At 63.5% G+C, this 20,463-nt stretch carries 17 protein-coding genes; 12 read left to right on the top strand and 5 right to left on the bottom strand.

Annotation, left to right across the window (positions count from 1 at the left end; translation table 11 throughout):
* Window position 1: 1 nt before the first annotated feature.
* Window positions 2–418 (bottom strand): roadblock/LC7 domain-containing protein, encoded by a 417-nt coding sequence (locus tag ABIE52_RS29515; protein ID WP_003940329.1) that lies wholly within the window; start codon window positions 416–418, stop codon window positions 2–4.
* Entirely contained in the window at window positions 415–3,261 is a 2,847-nt protein-coding gene (locus tag ABIE52_RS29520) for an ATP-binding protein (RefSeq protein WP_238592652.1), read from the bottom strand. The genes ABIE52_RS29515 and ABIE52_RS29520 overlap by 4 nt, the downstream gene beginning before the upstream one ends.
* A 378-nt stretch (window positions 3,262–3,639) precedes the next feature.
* Here ABIE52_RS29520 and ABIE52_RS29525 point away from each other — a divergent pair, with 378 nt between their 5' ends.
* Complete coding sequence (locus tag ABIE52_RS29525; RefSeq protein ID WP_042451123.1) at window positions 3,640–4,149, top strand: DUF6630 family protein; 510 nt, start codon at window positions 3,640–3,642, stop codon at window positions 4,147–4,149.
* 4 nt (window positions 4,150–4,153) lie between these two features.
* Here ABIE52_RS29525 and ABIE52_RS29530 read toward each other — a convergent pair whose 3' ends face one another.
* Window positions 4,154–5,596 carry a phospholipase D-like domain-containing protein gene (locus ABIE52_RS29530; protein WP_192712277.1) on the bottom strand — a complete coding sequence of 481 codons (1,443 nt, stop codon included), beginning with the start codon at window positions 5,594–5,596 and terminating at the stop codon, window positions 4,154–4,156.
* Window positions 5,593–6,696: an NAD(P)-binding domain-containing protein gene (locus ABIE52_RS29535; protein WP_020970433.1), complete on the bottom strand. Its 1,104-nt coding sequence runs from the start codon at window positions 6,694–6,696 to the stop codon at window positions 5,593–5,595. Before ABIE52_RS29535 ends, ABIE52_RS29530 begins: the two co-directional genes overlap by 4 nt.
* Before the next feature lie 112 nt (window positions 6,697–6,808).
* Here ABIE52_RS29535 and ABIE52_RS29540 point away from each other — a divergent pair, with 112 nt between their 5' ends.
* The 3 genes from ABIE52_RS29540 to ABIE52_RS29550 all read left to right on the top strand — a co-directional run bounded on the left by ABIE52_RS29540 (window position 6,809) and on the right by ABIE52_RS29550 (window position 11,299).
* Complete coding sequence (locus tag ABIE52_RS29540) at window positions 6,809–7,540, top strand: enoyl-CoA hydratase (protein ID WP_003940192.1); 732 nt, start codon at window positions 6,809–6,811, stop codon at window positions 7,538–7,540.
* Between the two features lie 62 nt (window positions 7,541–7,602).
* Window positions 7,603–8,718: an MBL fold metallo-hydrolase gene (locus ABIE52_RS29545; RefSeq protein WP_192712278.1), complete on the top strand. Its 1,116-nt coding sequence runs from the start codon at window positions 7,603–7,605 to the stop codon at window positions 8,716–8,718.
* A 76-nt stretch (window positions 8,719–8,794) separates the two neighbouring features.
* The gene (locus ABIE52_RS29550; RefSeq protein WP_003940410.1) at window positions 8,795–11,299 is read left to right on the top strand and encodes a cation-translocating P-type ATPase; all 2,505 of its coding nucleotides are present in this window, start codon (window positions 8,795–8,797) and stop codon (window positions 11,297–11,299) included.
* Window positions 11,300–11,305: 6 nt separating this feature from the next.
* Here the strand turns inward: ABIE52_RS29550 and ABIE52_RS29555 are convergent, their stop codons facing one another.
* Entirely contained in the window at window positions 11,306–12,448 is a 1,143-nt protein-coding gene (locus ABIE52_RS29555; RefSeq protein ID WP_003940053.1) for a GGDEF domain-containing protein, read from the bottom strand.
* Between the two features lie 180 nt (window positions 12,449–12,628).
* Between ABIE52_RS29555 and ABIE52_RS29560 the strand changes: the two genes are divergently transcribed.
* From ABIE52_RS29560 to ABIE52_RS29595, 8 genes are all read left to right on the top strand, one after another.
* The gene (locus ABIE52_RS29560; RefSeq protein ID WP_003940164.1) at window positions 12,629–12,820 is read left to right on the top strand and encodes an antitoxin; all 192 of its coding nucleotides are present in this window, start codon (window positions 12,629–12,631) and stop codon (window positions 12,818–12,820) included.
* Window positions 12,821–12,941: 121 nt separating this feature from the next.
* A complete protein-coding gene (locus ABIE52_RS29565; RefSeq protein ID WP_042451113.1) occupies window positions 12,942–14,588 on the top strand; it encodes a Na+/H+ antiporter in 1,647 nt (548 codons plus the stop codon).
* A gap of 15 nt (window positions 14,589–14,603) precedes the next feature.
* Window positions 14,604–15,821, top strand: a complete 1,218-nt coding sequence (locus tag ABIE52_RS29570; protein WP_192712279.1) for a lipase family protein — start codon at window positions 14,604–14,606, stop codon at window positions 15,819–15,821.
* A gap of 4 nt (window positions 15,822–15,825) precedes the next feature.
* Complete coding sequence (locus ABIE52_RS29575) at window positions 15,826–16,212, top strand: MmcQ/YjbR family DNA-binding protein (RefSeq protein ID WP_047272600.1); 387 nt, start codon at window positions 15,826–15,828, stop codon at window positions 16,210–16,212.
* On the top strand, window positions 16,209–17,426 hold the full coding sequence (locus tag ABIE52_RS29580; RefSeq protein ID WP_030534943.1) for a sensor histidine kinase: 1,218 nt from the start codon (window positions 16,209–16,211) through the stop codon (window positions 17,424–17,426). Before ABIE52_RS29575 ends, ABIE52_RS29580 begins: the two co-directional genes overlap by 4 nt.
* Window positions 17,427–17,477: 51 nt before the next feature.
* Entirely contained in the window at window positions 17,478–18,269 is a 792-nt protein-coding gene (locus ABIE52_RS29585; protein ID WP_003939723.1) for a LytR/AlgR family response regulator transcription factor, read from the top strand.
* Window positions 18,266–18,637, top strand: coding sequence for a membrane protein (locus ABIE52_RS29590; RefSeq protein WP_003939880.1), 372 nt, complete (start codon window positions 18,266–18,268; stop codon window positions 18,635–18,637). Before ABIE52_RS29585 ends, ABIE52_RS29590 begins: the two co-directional genes overlap by 4 nt.
* 10 nt (window positions 18,638–18,647) lie before the next feature.
* Entirely contained in the window at window positions 18,648–20,399 is a 1,752-nt protein-coding gene (locus tag ABIE52_RS29595) for a sodium/solute symporter (protein ID WP_030534942.1), read from the top strand.
* Window positions 20,400–20,463 lie beyond the last annotated feature (64 nt).

The raw sequence follows: 20,463 nt of genomic DNA on the forward strand, positions 1-20,463 counted from the left end.
CTCAAATACCCTGCGATGTTCTCGGGGCAATGTCCATGGTGGTGCCGACGCGATCGACGAGAGTCGCCATTTCGTAACCGATCTGGCCGATGTCGCATCCGGCGACAGCGAGAGCAGCAAGGTAAGCGCCACTACCGACGCCCATGAGAAGCAGGTAGCCGTTCTCCATCTCGACGACGGACTGCATGACGGCTCCACCGTCGAAGAGGCGTGACGCCCCCGCGGACAGGCTGGCGAGTCCGGAAGTGACAGCGGCTAATTGATCGGCCCGATCGAGCGGAAGATGCGTGCTCGAGGCCGTCAACAACCCGTCGGCTGAGACGATGATCGCGTGACTCACACCCGGCACGTCTCGGGCAAAAGCCGAAACCAGCCAGTCGAGTGCGCGGGGAGTCTCTTGGGCTCCGACAGTGTTCACTGTTCTCCTTCATCGTTGTGCAACATCGTGGACGCTTCGAAAGACTGTCCGCCATCGGGCTGATGGTCGGCAGCGCGCCGACGCCCTCGTTGTACTCCGGATTGGTAACTGCTCCAACCACGTTGGACGTCCGCCGGATTGGATGCATGGCGCTGTGTCGTTCCACCTCTCCCGACTGCGCCGGGAACCAGGCGGGCTCCGCGGTCTCGAATGGGAAGTCCGGAATCGGCGATCTTGGTGACCGGCATCTCGAACGAGGTCCGAGCGGCCAGCCAGCCTTGATCCGCGTCGGTGGTCCACGCACTGCCGGTGGAAGCAGCTGACGTCTCCGCCGTCGGGTCCACGAGCCACTCGGACACCATCCGGGCGAAAATCGGCATCGTGGTCGGGGCAGCGAGTACGCCGTTCGAGTTGCCCTCTCCCGCGCCGTCAGCGCGCGCCGATGCGCGAGCAGAGAGCCCGTCACGGGTGCGCGAGGAGAAGAACGCCGCAGTATTTGTCGGCGTCGGGGCTGAGAGCCGGTGCCGTGGCGGCGGGGTTGTCGACGGGTGTGGACCCACCGGGATCTCGGGACCCTGTGCCGGCGAGGTGAATTCCGGCGAAGGAGTACGCACGGGAAGGGACGTCGATGCGCTTGTGCCTTCGGGATCGGGCAGAGGAGCGAAGGACGACACGGAGGTGGCGGGTGCAGCAGTGGTCGGAGTCGAGGTACTGACCGCCGGTACTCCACTTGTGCCCGGAGTGCGACGTGGCAACCCCGAAGGCGCTGTTGTCGTGGGAATGGATTGCGGTGTGATCGGGGCGAACGTCTCAGTCCGGTCGGTGCTGTTGCTGGGCGTTCGACGCGGGAGATCTGCGAAACTTCTGGTCGCAGGCTGCGGGGGTGCCAATTCGGTCGGGACGGGCTTTGACCAGGACGGTTCAGACGGTGCGGGCGGCGGAGTCCGATCGAGCGTGGGCACGGGTCCGGTTCGCGGCGTGCGGATCTCGGGTCCCCGAGAAGAATCGAGTATCGACGTCGGTAGGAGCACCGTTGCGGTGATGCCGCTGTGCGTCGACGACGTTGCCGTCGGGCGCAGGCGCACAGAGATGTTGTAGCGACGACTGATTCGGCTCACGACGAACAAACCCATGCGACGCGCTGTATCCGCGCTCATCTCGCCGCCGGCGGCGAGGCGCTCGTTGGCATCGAGGATATCGGCAGGCGACATGCCGATACCGAGATCTGCGATCTCGACGATCATGGAGCCGTCGATGGTGCGGGCAGCGTTGATGGAGACGGTGGTCTCCGGCGGGGAGTACCGCAGAGAATTGTCGAGCAGTTCAGCGATGAGGTGAACGACGTCCGGGGCAGCATGACCGGTGACGACTCCGGGCGGTATCTGCCCGAGTTCGACGCGTCGATATTCCTCGACGCCTGATACCGCCGCACGAAGGATATCGCCGAGAGCGACGGGGGCGGTTCTGGCGCGGCGTACATCGGTTCCGGCGAGAACCAACAAGTTGTCGCCGTTTCTACGCATTCTCGCGGCGATGTGGTCGAGCCGGAACAGATTCTCGAGGCGACGAGGGTCGTCTTCGTCCTGCTCCAACTGTTCGATCAAACCGAGTTGCTGGTCGACGAGGGACTTGTTACGCCTCGACAGCGTTTCGAACATGTCGTTGACCTGGCGCCGCAGGGTGGCCTGCTCGCCGGCCAGCGTGATGGCCTGACCGTGCATGTCGTCCACCGCGCGTGCAAGCTCGCCGATTTCCTCGTGGGTGCGGATCGGTACACGGGCGAAGTCGACGTCGTCGATACTGGCACCTGCGCGAATTCGTTCGATCGCGTCGGGGAGTCCGCGTCGTGCTGCTTGCAATGCGGCAAATCGCAGCCGACGGATCGGATCGATGAGCGATCGGCTGATGACGAGGGCGATGGCCAGTGCCAGCAGGACCGCGCCGAGCACGATTGCAGTGTCACGAAGTGCTGCGGTTCGTGCTGCATTGGATTCAGCGGTGACGGTATCGCCGAACTCGGTGACGGTGGTGTCGGTCAGGCTGTTGTACTGGTCGTTTCCGGATTTCAGATCGGTACCGACGCGGCTCCCCAGAGGAGAGGTCGACGGGGTTGATCCGAGTGCGTTGATCCGGTTCTGAGCAGAGTTGCTGAGGGTCCGGACGGTGTCGTTGCTCCCGTCGATGGCGAGAATGTTGTTCAGAGCGACCAGTTCGGCACCGGCGGCACTGACCATCGAGGTACGAGCCTGCTGGTCCGGATCACCTGAGCCGAAGAGGATTCGTTGTTCGGCCAGTGCTCGTCGCGCATCCCAGAGTGCTGAGAGTCGGCCACCCTCTTCGCGCAGCGCCGGACGCTGAGAATGCTCGACGACGCTGGTGAAGGTGCTCGAGAGTGCGCGAGAGACTTCGCCGACCCGCGAAACCAAGCGTGCGGGAGCCACCGCGCCGGCGGCGACCTCTTCCGTGATGGAACGGCTCTCTGCGAGCGCCGAAGTCACTTGGTCGTTGAGGTCGTCGTCGGACTGGAACGCGCGCGCGGCGTCGACCAGTTGATCCATTGCGTCCGAAACCGCTTGTGTGGCGGGGCCGGTGTCAGTGCGTGCCGATGCGGCTTCGGCGAGCTCGTACAGCGCGGATTCGAGATTGATCGCGGCGGGCACAGCGAGGGCGCGCTCGGACGAGGAACTCAGCTGTGCGGCTTCTTCGAGTTCCGTCTGAACGCGAAGGGCTCCGAGGACGACGGCGACGATCATCGGCAATGCGAGAACGGCGATGACCTTCCATCCCAGGCGCCATTCGCCGATCGACCACCAAGAGGTTGTCGTGTGTGAATCGTGTTTCATGCGGAACATGGCCCCTTCACGTCAACCCCCCGTGGGTCATTGCCCGAACCCCTTCGATCCGGTTTGACCAGAAGGGGTAGTTAGCTGAACGGTAACAGACTGTTCGCTGGCTCGCTACATCCCAGTTGGCTTCTTGGATCGCCGATGACTATATCCGGATTGTAAGGCCAGGTGAAAGGGTAAACGGACAAGTGCGGCGAATGGGATAGCCGGAAAGTCCAATTTGGTAGCTCGGCGAGCGGTGTTGCCCGGGAATTCGTGGAACTCACGGCAAGCATCTGGCTCGTGTCCCGACATCGAGGACACGTCCGAACGAGGCGCACACGCATGTCAGAATGTGGAAACCGCACCGATGACCGAATTGAACTTGGAGCCATAGTGAGTGGAACTGCTCGCGACGCGTTGCGCGCGATCGCCGAACTGCTCGCCCCTGACAGCGCTGTTGTCATCGATCGTGTGACTCTCGCGATCGACCAGCCGGAACGGTATGTCGAAGTACAGAACGAGTTGTACTCACAGACGCTCGAGAAGCCGCACCCGGAAATGGCGTGGTTTGCTCTCGTCGACGCATTGCACGAACAAGAACGCCTGGTCTGGGTGGATTGGAACGAGGGCGCTGCCGAGGTTCTGGGTCAGCTGCGAGTGCTCACGTCGGCGCCGGCAGGATCGTGGGAGTGGGCGGACAGTCTTGCCATGGGCTTCGATCGAGCTGCCGGACTCGAATCGCTTCTCGCCCGTATCGTCGACAACATCACCGATACGGGCGTTTCACTTGCCTGGCTCGACAGCGACAGCGATACGTTTCTCCTCGCGCTCGTCCCGAGTGTTCACGGTGCAACGCTCGTCGAACTCGCGCTGGCAACCGGGCACTGCGTGCGCGTGTTCTAGAGTCTCAGCGTTTGCCGAGCAGGCGGCGCAATCCTTCGATTCGATCGCTCAGTCTGGGTGGCGTGCGCTCGGGATCCATCAGTGCATTTTCAGCGAGCACGTGGTCTTCGCCGTCGACTGTGTTCCGGTCGAATTCGCGCAGACTGCGAGCGTCGGAGGTCGCGAGAGCGCGAACCGTCGACAACAGTGACTGCTCGCCCAACGCGTCGTCGACTTCTTCCTCGGTGACGTCGAGGTGCTCGCTGAGTAGGCGGCGCCTCAATCCGATGATCGAGGCGCGCAACTCGACATCTGCGTCGTCGTCGGATTCGACGGCGATGTCGCACTCGGTGTCGAAGCCCATCGAACGGTTGTTGAGATTCGACGACCCGATTCGCAGGAGGCGATCGTCCATCACGAGAACCTTGGCGTGGACGTAAATAGGTGCGCCAGAAGAGGTCACGGGATAAAACGCCCCGAACCGGTCGTGGATATCGGCGGACCACAGCAGATGCAACAGGTCGTGGCGCGCCCCGTCCATCGCCTTTTGTTCCAGCCAACCGTCGGCGTTGCGCGGAATGACCAGAACGATCTCCGGTCCGTCGTCCTCACGCAGGCGCGCGGCAATCGCCTCGGCCAGAGTGCGTGAGGCGAGGTACTGGCTTTCGATGTACAGCGTGTGTTCGGCGCCGGCGATGGCGGCGAGATACAGCGCCTCGATCTCACGAACCTCCGCGCGCTCGCCGAGTTCCGGCAATGTTCTGGCGACGGCTACGTCGACCACCCGCAAGGTGGGAGCCAAATTGACGGGCCACGGAGTCGCAGTGCTCTTGACCGGTGTCAGATCCTCGCCGGTTGCGGATTTCCAGCGTGCCCGCGCCAATTCGCCGATGGCCGCAGCCGCATTGCCGTCGACCGCCGTGGTTGCGTCATGCCAAGGGCCGTAACGCCTTCCGCTCGGCGTGATTCGATAATCGTTTCGGTCGACATGATCCGAGGTGTCCCAGCGGTCCACAGTCATGTCGATGCCGCCGCAGAACGCCAGAGCGTCGTCGATGACGATGATTTTCTGATGGTGCGCCGCACCAACCGGGTGGGCGCCGTCGATCTCGAACCGTAGGCGCTCGTCGGTCAGCCAGTTGGACACGAAGACGGGAGTCATGCCGCGGCCGATTGCGGTGAACGCGCCGATGTTCCATTTGAGTACGAGGATTTCGAGGTCGGGTTTCTCGCGGACGAGCCAGCGGAGGAACATTCCCAACCGGTTGGGGCCGTCGAGAGTCTGCTCGCCTGGTTCGAGTTTGATGCGCGTGTCGAAGTCCCAGCCGATCAACATGATTCGCTTTTCAGCTTGCAGCATTGCGGACTTCGCATGATGAAAGTAGTCAGCGGCGTCGACGATGCAGGCAAGATTGTCCGCCGGTTCGATGCGCCAGCAGGTTTCGCCCGGAACAAGGATTCTGTTCATTCGCCGATTCCCAGGTACGCGGTCAGTTCGCGCGCTGCCGCTTGGCCGGCGCGGTTGGCTCCGATCGTCGACGACGACGGTCCGTATCCCACCAGGTGCACGCGAGGGTCGGCTTCGACCTGCGTGGCGAGGCGCCCGGTCATCGGGATTCCGCCACCCGGTCCGCGCAGGTGCAACGGCGCCAGGTGATCGAGTGAGCTACGAAAACCGGTGCACCACAAGATGACATCGGCGTCGACTACGGTACCGTCGGCCCATTTCACGCCGTTCGGAAGAATTTCGGAGAACATCGGCAGTCGATTCATCACACCACGCTCACGTGCTGCCCGGATGGCAGGCGTTACCGGGAGGCCGGTCACCGAGACAACGGATCCCGGTGGCAGGCCGCGTCGTACACGATCTTCGACCATGGCAACCGCAGCGCGGCCGATGTCCGGCGTGAACGGCTCGTCGCGGAACTCGGGTTCGCGCCGCGTCACCCAGGTAGTGGTCGTGACGCGTGAGATCTCGTCGAGCAGTTGGACAGCCGAGATCCCGCCGCCGACCACGACGACATGTTTGCCTTCGAACTCGGCAGCGGTTCGATAGTCCTTCGTGTGCAGTTGTCGGCCACGGAACGACTCGGCCCCGCGATAGTGGGGGATGAAGGGCCGCTCCCAGGTCCCCGTCGCGTTGATCAAGCCTCGCGCCGCGAATACTCCCTGGTCGGTCTCGATCCGCAGGCGCTCTTCCCTCGGACACACCACTCGCGTGTGTACCGGGCGGTGGACGGGAAGTTCGAATTGCTTTTCGTACAGTTCGAAGTAGTGGGGGACCGCCACCGATGCAGGCACCTGTTCGGCGTCTGTACCGGTGGTTTCCGCGAAGGACATTCCCGGGAGGTCATGGACGCCGTTGACGGTGCTCAGTGTCAGGCTCGGCCAACGGAACTGCCACGCCCCGCCCGGACCGGACGCATGATCGAGCACCACGAACCCCGATTCGGGCTCGATTCCGAACTTGCGCAGGTAGTAGGCGGCGGAGAGTCCGGCCTGTCCGGCGCCGATCACCACCACGTCAACCGGGTGTGGTTGCTGTGCGGCAAGGTCGTCTGTACTCATCGGTAATCTAACCTCCTGATGTACAGAACTTAGCTGCAGAGAAGTATGCGGACGGTATCGGCGCCTCGGAACATCCCTGTGTCGAGCCTTCCAGAAACGAAAGTGAGCGGACATGATCGGGTTCTCCCGTGACGGCAACGTCGTGACCATCGAGTTGCAGCGTCACGAGCGTCGTAATGCGCTCAGCGCGGAACTCTGCATCGCAATACGGGACGCGATGAACGCGGCGGTAGCCGAGCACGCGCATGTCGTCGTCATCACCGGTGAGGGATCGGCGTTCTGTGCAGGCGCGGACCTTTCCGGCGACGTCTACATGGAGGGCTTCACCGATCGCCTGTTCGAGATGCTTCGCTCTATCGACACGGCGCCCATCCCCGTCATCGCTGCCGTCAACGGTCCGGCTATAGGCGCGGGCACGCAACTGGCCATCGCGTCGGATCTTCGCGTCGTGGCGCCGAGCGCTCGCTTCGGAATCCCGGCCGCCACCCTCGGTGTCTCGGTGGACAAGTGGACGATGCGTCGGCTCGCGTCGCTGGTCGGCGGCGGTCCCGCGCGCACCATTTTGCTCGGCATCGAACAGATCGGCGCCGAAGAAGCCTTCACTCGCGGCCTCGCCAACAAAATCGGAACCCTCGACGACGCTCAGGAATGGGCACACCGCATCGCGAATCTCGCACCGCTGTCGTTGCGGCACATGAAGATGGTTCTCAACGACGACGGCACCATGGAGGAGCAGTCTCCCGAGCAGCTCGACGCGCTTCACGCCGCCTGGCTCAGCGAGGACGTCCAGGAAGCCCGCGCTGCCCGCATCGAGAACCGCCCTCCCGTATTCAAGGGTAAGTAAAGCTGGTTGCAGGGAAAACAGGCGCCGGGCACGCAGGGCAGATAGTGGCTACGCTCGTCTGAATGAAGAAGACGACGGTTCTCGGAGTTGCTGCTGTTGCCGCGGCGACGGGGTGGGTGGCGCGAGCCGCATGGGGCATCCCGACGCAGATCGGGGCCTCGCGAAGCACGGTGCAACCGTATGCGGCGATGTCCCCGCGATACCGGGACCGCCAGTTCCACAACTCGGAGCCCAGCAGCACACTGGTTCCGGGCACCGATGTCGGAATGTTCAAGTCGATGGCTACGAGAGGGTCGACGGGTCGGCCGCGTCGGCCGATTCCGTTGGCCACTCCGCTGGCACCGGCGGCAGCCGGCGACGCGGCGGTGACGTGGTACGGCCATTCGAGCGTTCTCGTCGAGGTCGACGGCTACCGCGTTCTCGCCGATCCGGTGTGGAGTGAACGCGTATCACCCTCGGCCACAGTAGGTCCCGCGCGCATGCACCCCACTCCGGTGGCTTTGACCGAACTGCCTGCAGTGGATGCGATAGTCATCTCTCACGATCACTACGACCATCTCGACATGGCTACGGTCAAGACCCTGACTCGTACACAGACGGCTCCGTTCGTCGTGCCGATCGGTATCGGGGCTCACTTGCGGCACTGGAAGGTGCCCGAGGACCGGATCGTGGAATTGGACTGGGACGAGTCGACAAAAATCGACGACCTGGTCCTCACGTGCACGGAGGCTCGTCACTTCTCCGGTCGTGGCCTCGTCCGGAACACGACGCAGTGGGCGTCGTGGGTATTCGCCGGGCCGAAGCACCGGGTCTTCTTCGGTGGTGACAGCGGATACACATCGCGTTTCGAACAGCTGGGTGAAACCTATGGGCCTTTCGATCTGACGCTTCTCCCCGTCGGTGCGTACGACGTGCGCTGGCCGGACATCCACATGAATCCGGAAGAGGCAGTGCAGACGCACATCGACCTCAACAAGGGCGACGGGTCGCGCGGTGTCTTCGTCCCGATTCACTGGGCGACGTTCAACCTCGCGTTTCACTCGTGGTCGGAGCCGATCATTCGCCTCGACGAGTCGGCTGCAGATGCGGGCACAACAGTGTCGGTCCCGATGCCGGGCGGCAGGATCGACGCGTTGTCACCGACACCGCCGTCGAAGTGGTGGATACCGCTGGGCTGAGCGGCGAAGTGTCGCGGACGTGGTTGCCTGTCGAGTCGCACCCTGATTAGTTGCTCCGGGTGCGTAATCTTTGACCATGGCTCACGAGCACACCAGTTCAGAAGAGACAGCAGTGGCGGTAGCGCCTGAGCGATTGCCGGACGACGTCGACGTCGCCCGCGGTCTGACCGCCGATCAGGTTGCAGCAAGGATCGCGTCGGGACAAACCAACGATGTACCGGACCGGGCGTCCCGCTCGGTCAAGGACATCATTCGCGGCAACGTCTTCACTCGCATCAACGCGATCCTGACCGTGTTGTTGGTGATCGTGCTCGCGACGGGTTCGATCATCGACGGCATGTTCGGACTGCTGATCATCGCGAACAGCGGTATCGGCATCATCCAGGAGATCCGCGCCAAGCGCACGCTCGACGCTCTGGCCATCGTGAGTCAGGCCAAGCCCATGGTCAGGCGTGACGGCGTCGCCGTGGCGATGGCGCCCAAAGATGTTGTGCTCGACGATATTATCGAACTCGGATCCGGTGACCAGATAGTCGTCGACGGTGAGGTGGTCAGTTCGGCTGCACTCGAGGTCGACGAATCGCTGCTCACCGGTGAGGCCGATCCGGTTCACAAGGCGAGTGGCCAGCAAGTGTTGTCGGGCAGTTTTGTTGCCGCGGGCAGCGGTGCATACCGCGCCACCAAGGTCGGCGGCGATGCATACGCGGCCAAGCTGGCCGAAGAGGCGAGCAAGTTCACCCTCGTGCATTCCGAACTGCGCAGCGGCATCGACAAGATCCTGAAGTTCATCACCTACCTGATGATTCCGGCGGGTGCGCTGATCATCTTCAATCAGCTCTTCACGATCGGCCTGCCGATCCGACCGGCACTCAACGGCATGGTGGCAGCTCTGGTTCCGATGGTTCCCGAAGGCCTTGTGCTCATGACGTCCATTGCATTTGCGGTCGGTGTGATCCGGTTGGGCAAGCGCCAGTGCCTCGTTCAGGAGTTGCCGGCGATCGAGGGTCTGGCTCGTGTCGACGTGGTGTGCGCGGACAAGACCGGAACGCTGACCGAGAACGGTATGCGGCTGTCCGAGGTCGACGTCGCACCGGGTGGATCGGGGGAGACTGCGGTCAAGTCCGCGTTGAGCGCGATGGCCGCGTCCGACCCTCGCCCCAACGCGAGTGTCCTGGCGATTCGCGAGTCTCTCTCCGACGACTCCGGGTGGGGCGAAGCGACAGCGGTGGCGCCGTTCTCCTCGGCGAAGAAGTGGAGCGGCCAGTCGTACGGCAGTCACGGCAACTGGGTACTCGGTGCCCCGGACGTGCTGCTCGATCCCGACTCGGAAATGGCCCGCAAGGCCGAGGAAGTGGGTTCGAGCGGACTTCGTGTCCTCATGCTCGGCAGCAGCGACCTCCCCGTCGACGACGCCGACGCCCCTGGCACCGTCACCCCCGAAGCTCTGGTCGTGCTCGAGCAGAAAGTGCGCCCGGACGCCCAGGAGACGTTGGAGTACTTCGCCAGCCAGAAGGTCGCGGTCAAGGTCATTTCCGGCGACAACGCGGTTTCCGTCGGCGCCGTTGCCGGATCCCTCGGACTCGAAGGCGGCGACCGTCCCATCGACGCGCGAGAGCTGCCGAGCGATCAGGAAAAGCTGGCGGACACTCTCGACGGAGCAACGACGTTCGGTCGAGTGCGACCGGATCAGAAGCGGGAAATGGTCGCGGCCTTGCAGTCTCGCGGACATACCGTCGCGATGACCGGTGACGGCGTCAACGACGTGCTCGCCCTCAAGGACGCCGACATCGGAGTCTCGATGGGTTCGGGCAGCCCGGCTACCCGAGCCGTGGCCCAGATCGTGCTGCTGGACAACAAGTTCGCGACGCTCCCGTACGTCGTCGCGGAAGGCCGCCGAGTGATCGGCAACATCGAGCGTGTGTCGAATCTGTTCCTGACCAAGACCGTCTACTCGGTGGTGCTTGCGTTCCTGATCGGCATCACCGGCGTCCTGTCCCAGGTCTTCGACTTCGAACCGCTGCCGTACCCGTTCCTGCCCCGCCACGTCACGATCGCAGCGTGGTTCACGATCGGTATCCCGGCCTTCATCTTGTCTCTGGCACCCAACAACGAGCGCGCGCGAACCGGTTTCGTCTCGCGCGTGATGCGTCTGGCGTTGCCGTCGGGCCTGATCATCGGCATCACCACGTTCATCTCCTACGTATTGGCTTACCAAGGCCCGGACCAGACGGAAACCCAGAAGATCCAGGCCGGAACCAGTGCGCTCATCACGTTGATCATGATCGCCGTGTGGGTTCTGGCCGTCGTGGCTCGGCCGTACGTCTGGTGGAAGCTCGTTCTGATCGGCGGGTCGGTGGCCGGATACCTCATCCTGTTCGCGCTGCCGTTCACCCGCGAGTTCTTCAAACTGGATCCGAGCAACGTCGCTGCGACGACGCTCGCGATCACCCTCGGCGCGATCGGCGTTGTACTCGTGGAACTCTCGTGGTGGATCAGCGCACGCCTGCACGGGGAGAAACGAAAGATGTTCGCGACACCCGACGACCTGCCCGGCGAGCATCACCATGCCCACAGTGAGTGAGTAGTTTCAGCGCCTGAACATCTGCACCCAGGCAATGCGATCGCCGCCGCGCTTCTTGGCTCGGTACATCGCATTGTCTGCGTGCTCGATCAGTTCGTTGACAGCCCGATCCGGTAAGTCCGTCTCGGGACTCAGATAGACACTGACGCCGGTACTGGCGGACACAGGATAGGGATCGGAGTCGGACGAAACCGCCGAATGTATCTCGGTGGCGACCTGCTCGATATCTCCTCGATCGACTCCGCGCAGGACGACGAACTCGTCTCCACCGATTCGAGCCACCACCGCATCGGGGCCGGCGGCAGCGATGAGGCGGTCGGCGACAGCGGTCAACGCGTCGTCGCCCGCGACGTGCCCGTGTGTGTCGTTGAGGTTTTTGAACGAGTCGACGTCGATGAGTAGTGCGATCAGAGCCTGCGTTCGATCACTGCGCAGCAGATGCTGTGCCTCGTCCTGGAGTCCGCGGCGATTGAGTGTCGCGGTGAGGTAGTCCCGGTGGGCGTTGCGTGCGTCGTCGGTCAGGCGCAGCCAGACGATCTGCAGAATCCATGCGGTGGAGAAAACCACACCGGCAACCATCAGATAGAGATTCACGACCACCCAGTCGTCGTTGACCGGCTCGGACATCGCCATGGCAGCGAGCGTCGTGCAGACAGCAAGAGCCCAACCGATGTGGCTGATGGCAACGCGAGGGCTGTGAACTATCGCCGCATAGAAGCCGATCATGATGAACAAGATGCAGCCGATGGTTCCGACGAAAGCGGTGCGCACGGCGAAGAAGAGAGTGACGGCGAGCCACAGGTCGGCCCAGACGACAAAGGCCACGGATTGTCGCCAAGTTGGCCACGATTCATTACGCGCCCAGCGGTAGCCCGCATAGGCGCCACTGATAGTTCCGAGGGCGAAGATCGACCGCGCCAGGGCGGTGTCGGAACCGAAGCGGCTCAACTGCATGGTCGCCGCGATCAGGGCGAAGAGAAAACACCACACCGCGACTAATTTGCGTCCGGGAACGGTCAGCCCGCGAGTGTCGAGGAATCGGGGGAGCCAGGTGTAATCGGTGCGATCCGACCACCACCGGGACAGCAGTTCACGCGTGGGGTAGGGGTCGCTCCCCGTCCCGCGCAGTCCTGCATTCAAACCGGGCACCTGTCGATGTCGATGGGTGGTCAATCAGCTATTGGCGGGTTAACGCTACCTCGAGTTGCGCACGGCTCGAACGCACGGACCTGCTTTCTGGCGCAGAGGCCGTCGACCTGTGAGAATCGAAGGGCGCGGAGGAACGATTCCGCCGAAGGATGTGCGTCAGCACCGGGAGAGGACACGGACATGGGTTTCTTGGACAACGTCAAGGGATTGGTCGAAAAGGGCCAGGAGCTCGCAGCGGAGAACTCCGACAAGGTTCACGACGCTATCGACAAGGTCGCCGACATCGCCGACGACAAGACCGGCAACAAGTACGGCGATCAGATCGACAAGGCAGCTGAGGCCGCCAAGAAGGCTGTTCCCGAAAAGCAGTAATACCGGATTCGGCATACCGTTTTTCGGTAGCACCGTTGCTCAGGGGCCCGTCACCGAAAAGGTTGCGGGCTTCTGTGCGTCCGCTGGGTGAACTCCCAGGGTCGGCGGGCAGAATGAACGCGTGAACTTCACCTGGATTCTGCTGGTCGTCATTGCCGCCATCGCAGTCACCGGGCTGTCCAATCGACGAAACCTGCAGGCTCCGCTGGTTTTGGTGACGGTAGGTTCGGTCGCATCCTTCATACCCGGTATGCCGCGGCCGGAACTCGATCCCCACGTCATTCTCGGTGTGGTCCTGCCGCCGCTTCTCTACTCGGCCGCTCTGAAATTCTCGGTGGCGACCTTCAAACGCAACTTGGCCCCGATCTTGCGCCTCGGCGTCGGAATGGTGTTGGTGACGGCGTTCGTGGTTGCCTTCTTCTCCGAATGGATGGTGCCCGAGTTCACGATCGGCGCCGCCCTGGTGCTCGGGGCCGTGATCGCGCCGACCGACGCCGTCAGCGCGGTGGCGGTCGGTCAGAAGCTCGGGCTCCCGAAACGGGTGATCGCCATCCTGACGGGCGAGGGGCTCGTCAACGACGCCACCGCGCTCACGCTCTTCACCGTCGCCGTCGCAGCAGTGACCGGAACGCGAATTGCCACCGATTCGCCCCTGTTGTTCTTCGCGTACGAAGTGATCGGCGGCGTTGTCGTCGGCTTGGTGCTCGCGTTTGTCGTCAAGTTCGTTCGTGCCCGCATGTACGACTCTCCACTGGAAACCGGCTTGGGGTTGGTGCTTCCGTTCGCTGCCTACCTGGCCGCCGAAGAACTACACGCGTCCGGTGTTCTGGCCGTTGTGGTCGCTGGTCTGGTGATCGGGCACTATTCGACGGACGCGTCGATCATGACGCGATTGCAGGAGCGCTCGGTGTGGTCGAGCCTGGACACTCTTCTCGAGATGTTCGTCTTCGCATACATGGGGCTCCAGCTGAGCTTTGTGATCGACGATGTTGTCGCCGACGGACTTCCGGTGCTTCACGTGTTCGCGTACGGTCTCGCAGTCCTGGCCGTTGTCATCGTGATTCGGCCGGTGTGGCTGTTCCTGAGCTACTCGCGTGTGCGATTCGGTGTAACCCTGCGCCGTGATCGCGAGAATCAACTGACGTGGAAACAGAATCTGGTGGTCTCGTGGGCGGGAATGCGCGGCGTCGTCACTCTTGCTGCTGCCGGCGGTATCCCGTTTGCACTCTCGTCAGGCGAGCCGTTCCCCGGACGCGGCGTCATCCAGGCGATCGCGTTCATCGTCGCGGTCGGGACATTGCTCATCCAGGGATCTACCTTGCCGTTCATGATCCGTCGCCTCGACGTCGCGGATCCTTACGAGCAGTTGCGCACGCAGGAACAGATGGAGTTGGCCCGCAACATTTCTCGCAAGGCGGGAGAGAAGGCGTTGGCAGACGCGGCCGCGCACCCTCCGCCGGGGATCGACGGGAAGGAACTGCAGGCGATCGTCGAACGCGTACGACGCTCGATGCAGGCGAGGCTTCAACTCCAGGAGGTCGACGAGGACGCCGATCGCGAAGCCGCCTTGTGGAATGCGGGAGCTCTGTTCGACAAGTTCCGGCATCAGTCACTGCGCTCGCAACGAGTTGCGCTGATCGCCGCACGTGACGACGGAGATCTCGACGACGAGGTATTGCGTACCGTATTGGAAGGACTCGACATCGAAGAGGCCGCAGCAGAGGAACGTGTCAGGCGTCGCCGAGCAGGTAGCGGTGCGGGCAAATAGAGGGGAACACTGCGTATGACTGTTCGGAGTTCGAGGGTTCGCGCAGTCTGGGGAGTCGTGGTGGCGAGCGCACTTCTCGTGAGCGTCGGCTGCGGATCGGATGCCTCGCCGGATGTCTCCGTCACCGACACCTCGACCACGACAACCCCGTCGGTCGAGAGCAGTGCGCAACGTGGCGTCGTGTTCGACAGTGAACCCTTCACCAGCACAGCCGAAGTGGCGCCGTCCGGAGCAAGCGCGGTGAAAATCCTGTACGGCTCCACCTCCGGTATCGACGGCCGAGAGACTCAGGTGTCGGGAACGGTGTTCACGCCGCCTGGAACTCCGCCGGAGGGCGGTTGGCCGATCGTCTCCATCGGCCATGGCACGACGGGTATTTCGGACGACTGCGCGCCGTCGGCCTCGCCGACCCTGTTCGGCACGATCGGCCTGGTCGCGCCGTTCCTCGACTCGGGATACGTGGTCGCTGTCTCCGACTTCGAGGGCCTCGGCACTCCGGACCCGCATCCTTACCTGCAACCGGACACCGCGGCGTTCAACGTCATCGACGCGGTTCGAGCGGCGCGCAACGTCGTTCCGGACACCTCGACTCGTTGGGCAACTCTGGGGCTGTCCCAAGGCGGGCAGGCATCCTGGGCGGCAGCCGAGGAAGCCGACACCTACGGCGACGGACTCGAATTCGTCGGTGCAGCAAACCTGTCCCCGGCAGCGGACATCTCGCCGATCATCTCGAGTGATTCCGAGGTGAATCTGTCACTGCCTCAGCAACTGCTGCTGCCCTATGTACTCGAAGGGCTGTCCCTCACCCATCCGGACCTCGAACGAACCGACTACGTGCGCGGCGCATTCGAGCAGAACTACGACCTGCTCACCTCGTGCCTGACCTCTCGGGCGACGGAGAAGTTGGGTCTGGTCGGAAAGGTGACGCCCGCCGACACGCGGCCGGCTACCGCCGAGGATGCGGACCGAATTCACGCGTGGCTCAGCGATGTTGCTCTTCCCCGTCAACGCGCGAGCGGTCCGATGTACGTAGTCGTCGGTACCAATGACAACCTGATCCGTCCGGAATGGACCGAGGCGGCAGTCGAACGCGCCTGCGCCGGCGGTGACGTCATCGAATTCCAGGCGCGACCGGGTGAAGGTCATGCGGACGGCGCCGCTGTGCCGGGAGCTGTCGCGTGGGTGAAGGATCGATTTGCAGGTGTTCCGGCACCGAATACCTGCGGGTCGTGAATCGATGACGGCGTCGGCACGAATCCGCGCTCTTGCCCTGGCATTGCCGGAGGCGACCGAGCGGGTCAGCCACGGTGAAGCGTCGTGGTTCGTGCGCAAGGCGCCGCAGTTCGTCACCATGGCAGATCACCACCACGACGATCGCGTCGCGATCTGGGCCGCGGCCCCACCTGGGGCGCAGGCAGATTGGGTCAGTCGTGATCCGTCGAGGTTCTTCGTCCCTCCGTACGTGGGTGGCCGGGGATGGATCGGCGTGTACCTCGACGTTCCGAGTGCCGACGAGACCGAGGACGAGAAATTCTGGAACGACGTAGCCGACGTCGTCGAAGATGCGTACCGCACGGTGGCTCCGAAAACACTGATACGGAAACTGGACGAGGACTCGCGGTGAGTCCGGCCGTGGTCGCGCTTCTCAGCGTGCTGATTCTCGCAGTGGCCGGGGCGCTGACGGCTGTGTGGATGCGCACCAGACGTGAGGTGACCACCCCCACCGAACGTGCAGTCCATGCCGCTCTCCATACGGCTTCGCTTGCCGCGCGGCCACTTCGGCGTGGACTCGACGAGAATTCGGCCGCCGAGGCGGCGCCTCACCTACGTGAGCTGACCGGCGGCTCCGGTCTGGGCCTGGCAGACGCGTCGGGAAACCTGTTGGCGTGGGACGGCCGTCACGAAGCGTTGTCCGAACAATTCCACGACGCCGCCATTCGTGCGATCGAAGGCGAACGCCGGGTACTCGTCACGCACTCGGACCTGGTGCGCGGACCGAGCGATCACCATGTGCGAGCGCTGATCGCTCAGCCCCTGCTGATCGAGGACATCGGCGTGGTCGGCGTACTGGGAATCGTCACCAGCGAAGACCCGTGGCCGGGAATGCTCGGAGCGGTCACCGAGGTGGCACGATATGCCTGCAGTCAGATCGAACTCGCCGACCTCGACGCGTCCAGAGCCCTGTTGGATCGAGCCGAAGTGCGTGCCCTGCGCGCACAGATCAGTCCCCATTTCATCTACAACGCGCTCAACACGGTCGCATCGTTTGTTCGAACCGATCCGGCGCGGGCCAGAGAACTGATCCTCGAGTTCGCGGACTTCACGCGGTACTCGTTCCGATCTGCGGGTGAGTTCACCCTGCTTGCCGACGAGCTGCGCAACATCGATCGTTACCTGACCCTCGAACGCGCGCGATTCGGGGAGGCTCTGAACGTCCGCCTTCAGATAGCACCCGAAGTGCTCAACGTGGTTCTTCCTTTCCTGGCCCTCCAGCCGCTGGTCGAGAACGCGGTTCGTCACGGCATTTCGAGTAAGCCGGAGGGCGGGACCGTGAGCATCGTGGCTGCGGACGAGGGACCGGACTGCATCATCAGCGTCGAGGACGACGGTGTGGGGATGGACCCTGAACTACTGCGTTCCGGCTCACTTGACGCCATCGAGTCGGGATCGGGACGACCCAGCGCACGCGAAGCTGCTCACGTCGGTTTGGCCAACGTCGACGACAGACTTCGTGCCGCGTTCGGCAACGACTACGGACTCGTGGTGGAGACAGCGCCGGGTGCCGGTACGAAGGTCAGCATGCGTGTTCCCAAGTTCAAGCAGGGTATTCACGTCTGATTCTCGCCTTCGATGATCAGGCTGAAACCGTCGTGGGAACATGGACCTGTTGTGAACGAGACTGACACTGATGCCCAGCTGACCGTCCTTGCCGTCGACGACGAGAAACCAGCCCTCGACGAGCTGGCCTTCTTGCTGCGCGCCGAGGACTCGGTGGCGCACGTTCACACGGCATCGGATGCGACGACAGCGTTGCGGATCCTGCGCGGTGGAAGCATCGACGCGGTGTTTCTCGACATCAACATGCCCGGACTCGACGGTCTCGAACTGGCCGGCATCCTCTCCAATTTCGCGACGCCACCGCCCGTGGTGTTCGTGACAGCGCACGACGATCGAGCGGTTGACGCATTCGATCTCGGCGCCGTCGACTACCTACTCAAACCGCTCCGGGAGGAGCGTCTCGCTCAGGCCGTTCAGCGGATCGTGGGGCTGGCCGGGCGCACCAAGAGTGAGAGCAAACCCGAAGCTGCGCCCACGGACGAGGTGATCCCGGTGGAACTGGGCGGTGTCACGACGCTCGTTCAGCGTTCCTCGGTGGAGTGGGTGGAAGCCGACGGGGACTACGCGCGTTTGCACACCGCCGGGAAGTCGCACCTGGTGCGCATCCCGATCTCGACGCTCGAATCACGCTGGGCCGACGCGGGCTTCTTGCGTGTGCACCGCTCCTACCTGGTGTCGCTGGCGCTGGTCACCGGCATCCGAACAGTAGGCAGTGGATTGGTGGTCTGTCTGCGCCCGCACGGTGACAAGCCTCCCGTCGAGCTTCCGGTCAGTCGCAGACACACCCGTGAACTCAAGGATCGACTGGTTCGTGCGCCCAAGCAGAGTTGGTTGTCGCGGTGACGTCGCAGTCCGATCCTCCGCAGCGTGAGCGCGTTGTGTTGGCGCAACGTAGTGGCGCACGGATCGTGCGAACACGGGTGGAGGTGCAGGAACAGACCGAAGTCGGTGACGCCATGATCCGCGGTCTCGTTCGCGCGCAGTTGGGACTGGCGATTCGCCTTGCCGTCGTCGCAGCCGGGCTCCTGTGTGCGGTGCCGCTGCTGACGCACCTCTTCCCGACGCTCTCGGAGGTCGCGGTCCTTGGCATCCGGTTGCCGTGGCTCGTGATGGGCGGCGCCGTGTATCCCTTGCTGTTGACGACCGGTTGGGTGTTCGTGCGTCGTGCGGAGCGAAACGAGCAGGACTTCAACGACATCGTGGACGACTGAGCGCGGCACTGTGGGAGGACAACCTATCCCGGTGTTGACGGTGCTCGGCATCGTGGCAGCAGCTGTCGCGACGGTGGCTATCGGAATCTACGGCGTTCGGCTCGCTCGTACCACCTCGGACTTTCTCGTCGCGTCCAGAACCGTCAGTGCGCGGTGGAATGCGACGGCCATCTCCGGCGAGTACCTCTCTGCTGCTTCGTTTCTCGGTGTTGCGGGGCTGGTCGCCAAGTACGGCGCCGACGCACTCTGGTATCCCATCGGCTTCACCGCCGGATACCTCGCCCTGCTGCTGTTCGTCGCAGCGCCGCTTCGGCGTTCCGGTGCGTATACCGTCCCCGATTTCGCCGAGTTCCGTCTCGGCTCACCGCGATTGCGCAAGCTCGCGATGCTCGTGGTCGCGATGGTGTGCATCCTGTATTTGATTCCACAGTTCCAAGGCGCGGGACTGACGCTCAATATCTTGCTCGGGGTTCCCAGTTGGATCGGCGGCGTAGCGGTCGGGGTCATCGTCATCGCCAACGTCGTCGGCGGCGGGATGCGCTCGATCACCTTCGTTCAGGCCTTCCAGTACTGGCTGAAACTGACTGCCGTCGCGATTCCCGCTGTGGCACTGACCTTCTACTTCTTCGGCGATCACCACGACGTCGGCGCGTCGATGCCGCCGACGGTCACCACTGCGACGACCGTCGACATCACCACCGACGTCGTCGTCCAGGTGTCCGAGCCGGTGACGGTCAGCGGCGGCACAGTCGACGGGCGAGCGGTCGAAGGCACGATGACCCTGGGGCCGGGGGAGCACACTCTCGGTGAAGGCATGTCCATGGTCCTCGACGCGGGAGCCGCCGTCCCTGTCGTCGCCGGAGCGCCCGCGCAGAACTCTGACTGGATCACCCCGGGTTGGGGTTTCGGTGGGCCGCACCCGATGTACCAGGTGTACTCGCTGATGCTCGCGACCTTCCTCGGAACGCTCGGCCTTCCTCATGTTCTCGTCCGGTTCTACACCAACCCCGACGGCCGGGCAGCCCGTCTGACGTCGCTCGCCGTTGTCGGTCTGGTCAGCGTGTTCTACCTGTTTCCGACACTCCTCGGTGTTTTCGCTCGACTGTACGTCCCGCAACTTCTGATCACCGGCACCTCTGACGCGGCGGTGCTGCTGTTGCCGGGCTCGGTGTTCTCGGGGTGGGGCGGACAACTGCTGGCAGCCCTCGTGGCGTCCGGTGCCATCGCCGCTTTCCTGTCGACGTCGTCCGGATTGCTCGTCAGCATCGCCGGCGTCGTCAGTACCGATGTTCTCCGTGGTCGAGTTCGAGACTTCCGTATTGCAGCGCTACTGGCCGGGGTCGTTCCTCTCGTGCTGTCGCTGGCGGTGGTGTCGGTCGACCTCTCGAGAACCGTCGGTTTGGTGTTCGCAGTCGCTGCGTCGACGCTCTGCCCACTGCTCGTATTGGGTATCTGGTGGCGCGGTCTGACTGCCGTCGGCGCGGGGGCGGGGATGGTTGTCGGTGGATGTGTTGCGGGCACTGCCGCTACTGTCGCCGTCCTGGGTGGTTTGTCGGAGGACGTCCTCGGTGGCTGGCCGGCAGCCATTTTCGCGTTCCCGGCCGCGGTGAGCGTGCCGCTGGCGTTCCTCACGATGATCGTCGTGAGCAAGGTGTCGTCGAAGCAGATACCGGCAGATATTGCGCGAATCTTCACGCGGATGCACGCCCCGGAACGGCTCGGAATGGGCTCCGATCGCGAAGACGATCTCCGCCAACCCTGACTTTCACCGCCCGAACCCTCTGCCGTTGGTCGCGCCTGCCTGACCGTTCGGCGCAGCGCGCGAC

This window comes from Rhodococcus sp. OAS809 (assembly GCF_040546695.1).
In the GTDB taxonomy this organism is placed as follows: domain Bacteria; phylum Actinomycetota; class Actinomycetes; order Mycobacteriales; family Mycobacteriaceae; genus Rhodococcus_F; species Rhodococcus_F qingshengii.